1 protein-coding gene is annotated in these 1,806 nt (G+C 73.2%); it reads right to left on the bottom strand.

Going from position 1 to position 1,806, the window contains the following annotated elements:
- On the bottom strand, positions 1-1,806 hold a 1,806-nt coding region (locus HLA95_RS27165), incomplete at both ends, for an acyltransferase domain-containing protein (RefSeq protein ID WP_222185106.1).

Raw genomic sequence — 1,806 nt, 5'->3', positions numbered from 1 at the left:
CCAATAGCTCTGTCGCTCGAACGGGTAGTGGGGTGCGGGGGTGGTGGGCAGCTCGAACGGCTGGTCGATCGCCGGCCAGTCCGGGTCGCTTCCCTGGCGGTGCAGCTCCGCCAGCGTCTCCAGGAGCACCGTCCAGGACGGCCGGCCCCGCCGGAGGGTCGGCAAAGCCGGCAGCAGGTCGCGGGCAAAGCCGGACAGCACCGGCTGCGGGCCCAGCTCCAGCAGGAGATCGCAGCCCAGGTCCTTCAGGCACTGCAGCCCCTGGGTGAACCGGACCGGCTGGCGGGCATGCTCGCGCCAGTAGCGCCCGTCCCGCTGCGCCAGCACGTCCCCGGTCAGGTTGCTGACCACCGGCACCTGCGGCGGCTGGTGCGGCAGGCTGGCCGCCTGTTCCAGCTCGCTCAGCATCGGCTCCAGCAGCCGGGAATGGAAGGCGTGGCTCACCGGCAGTTCATGGACCACCAGTCCGGCCCGCTCGGCGGCCGGATCGGCGGCCAGCCGGGCGATGGCCGCGACCGGCCCGGCCACGGTGATGGCGGTGGCGGCATTCCAGGCTGCCACCTCCAGCTCGGGATGGCTTGCCAGCAGGGCCTCCGCCGCCTCGGCCGGGCCCAGCAATGCCGCCATGCCACCGCCTTGCGGCAGGGCCTGCATCAGCCGGGCGCGCCTGGCGATCAGCCGGGCACCGTCCTCCAGTGACAGCACGCCTGCCAGCACCACCGCGGCATACTCGCCGACACTGTGGCCCAGCAGCGCATCCGCCGTGATGTTCCAGGCGCGGAGCTGCTCGCCTAAGCCCACCGCCAGGGCGAACAGAGCCGGCTGGGCATAGCCGGTCTGCCCCAGCGCTTGGCCATCGGCGAAGATCTCCGCCAGTGGCCGATCCAGCCCCATCACCGCATCGCAGCGCGCCAGCACCTCCTGGAGCACCGGCGCACCCGGCAAGAGATCCAGCGCCATCCCGGGGTAGGCCGAGCCTTGCCCGGTGATCAAAAAGCCCAGCTTCGGCCGGCCGGACGCCTTGGCTGCCGGGGCGCTCGCCAGCGCTGCACGGGCCGAAGCACCATCGTCCGCCACCACTGCCAGCCGCCAGGGCAGCCGCGCCTGGCGCAAGACGGCGGTATGCGCCAAAGCCGGCCAGTCGGCACCGCCGGCCAGCCGGTCCAGGTAGCTCTGGCGCAGGGCGGCCAGTGCGGTCTCGCTCCTTGCCGCCAGCGGCAGCACCGCGGCCGGCCGTGCCGGCACCGTGCCAGCCGTTGGTGCCGGCGCCTTGGCCACCACGACGTGGGCGTTGGTGCCGCTGAAGCCGAAGCTGCTCACCCCCACCGCCCGCACCGGCTGGTGCTGCAGGCTGGTCGGCACGCGGAGGTCGGCCCCGTTCAGCTCGATATGCGGGTTGAGCTGGGAGAAGTGCAGCGAGGGCGGCACCGCGTCCTGCTCCACCATCAAGACCGCCTTGATCAGCCCGGCGATCCCGGCGGCTGCCTCGGCATGGCCGATATTGCTCTTGACCGACCCCACCCAGAGCGGTCGGTCGCGCTGGGCGAACACTTCCGCCAGCGCATGCATCTCGATCGGATCGCCCAGGCTGGTCCCGGTGCCGTGCGCCTCGATCGCATCCACCGCACCAGGGTCCAGGCCGGCATCCTTCAGCGCGGCACGCACCACCGCGACCTGGGCCGGGCCGGAGGGGGCGGTCAGCCCCGCCGAGCGGCCGTCCTGGTTCACCGCACTGCCCAGCACCAGCGCTCGCGCCCGCACCCCGGCAGCCGCACGGCGCAGCACCACCACCCCGCAGCCCTCGGC

The sequence above is a fragment of the Geminicoccus harenae genome (genome assembly GCF_019800005.1).
GTDB lineage: Bacteria > Pseudomonadota > Alphaproteobacteria > Geminicoccales > Geminicoccaceae > Geminicoccus > Geminicoccus harenae.
The sequence above is the reverse complement of the archived record's forward strand: the minus strand, read 5'-3'. Positions and strand labels throughout refer to the sequence as shown.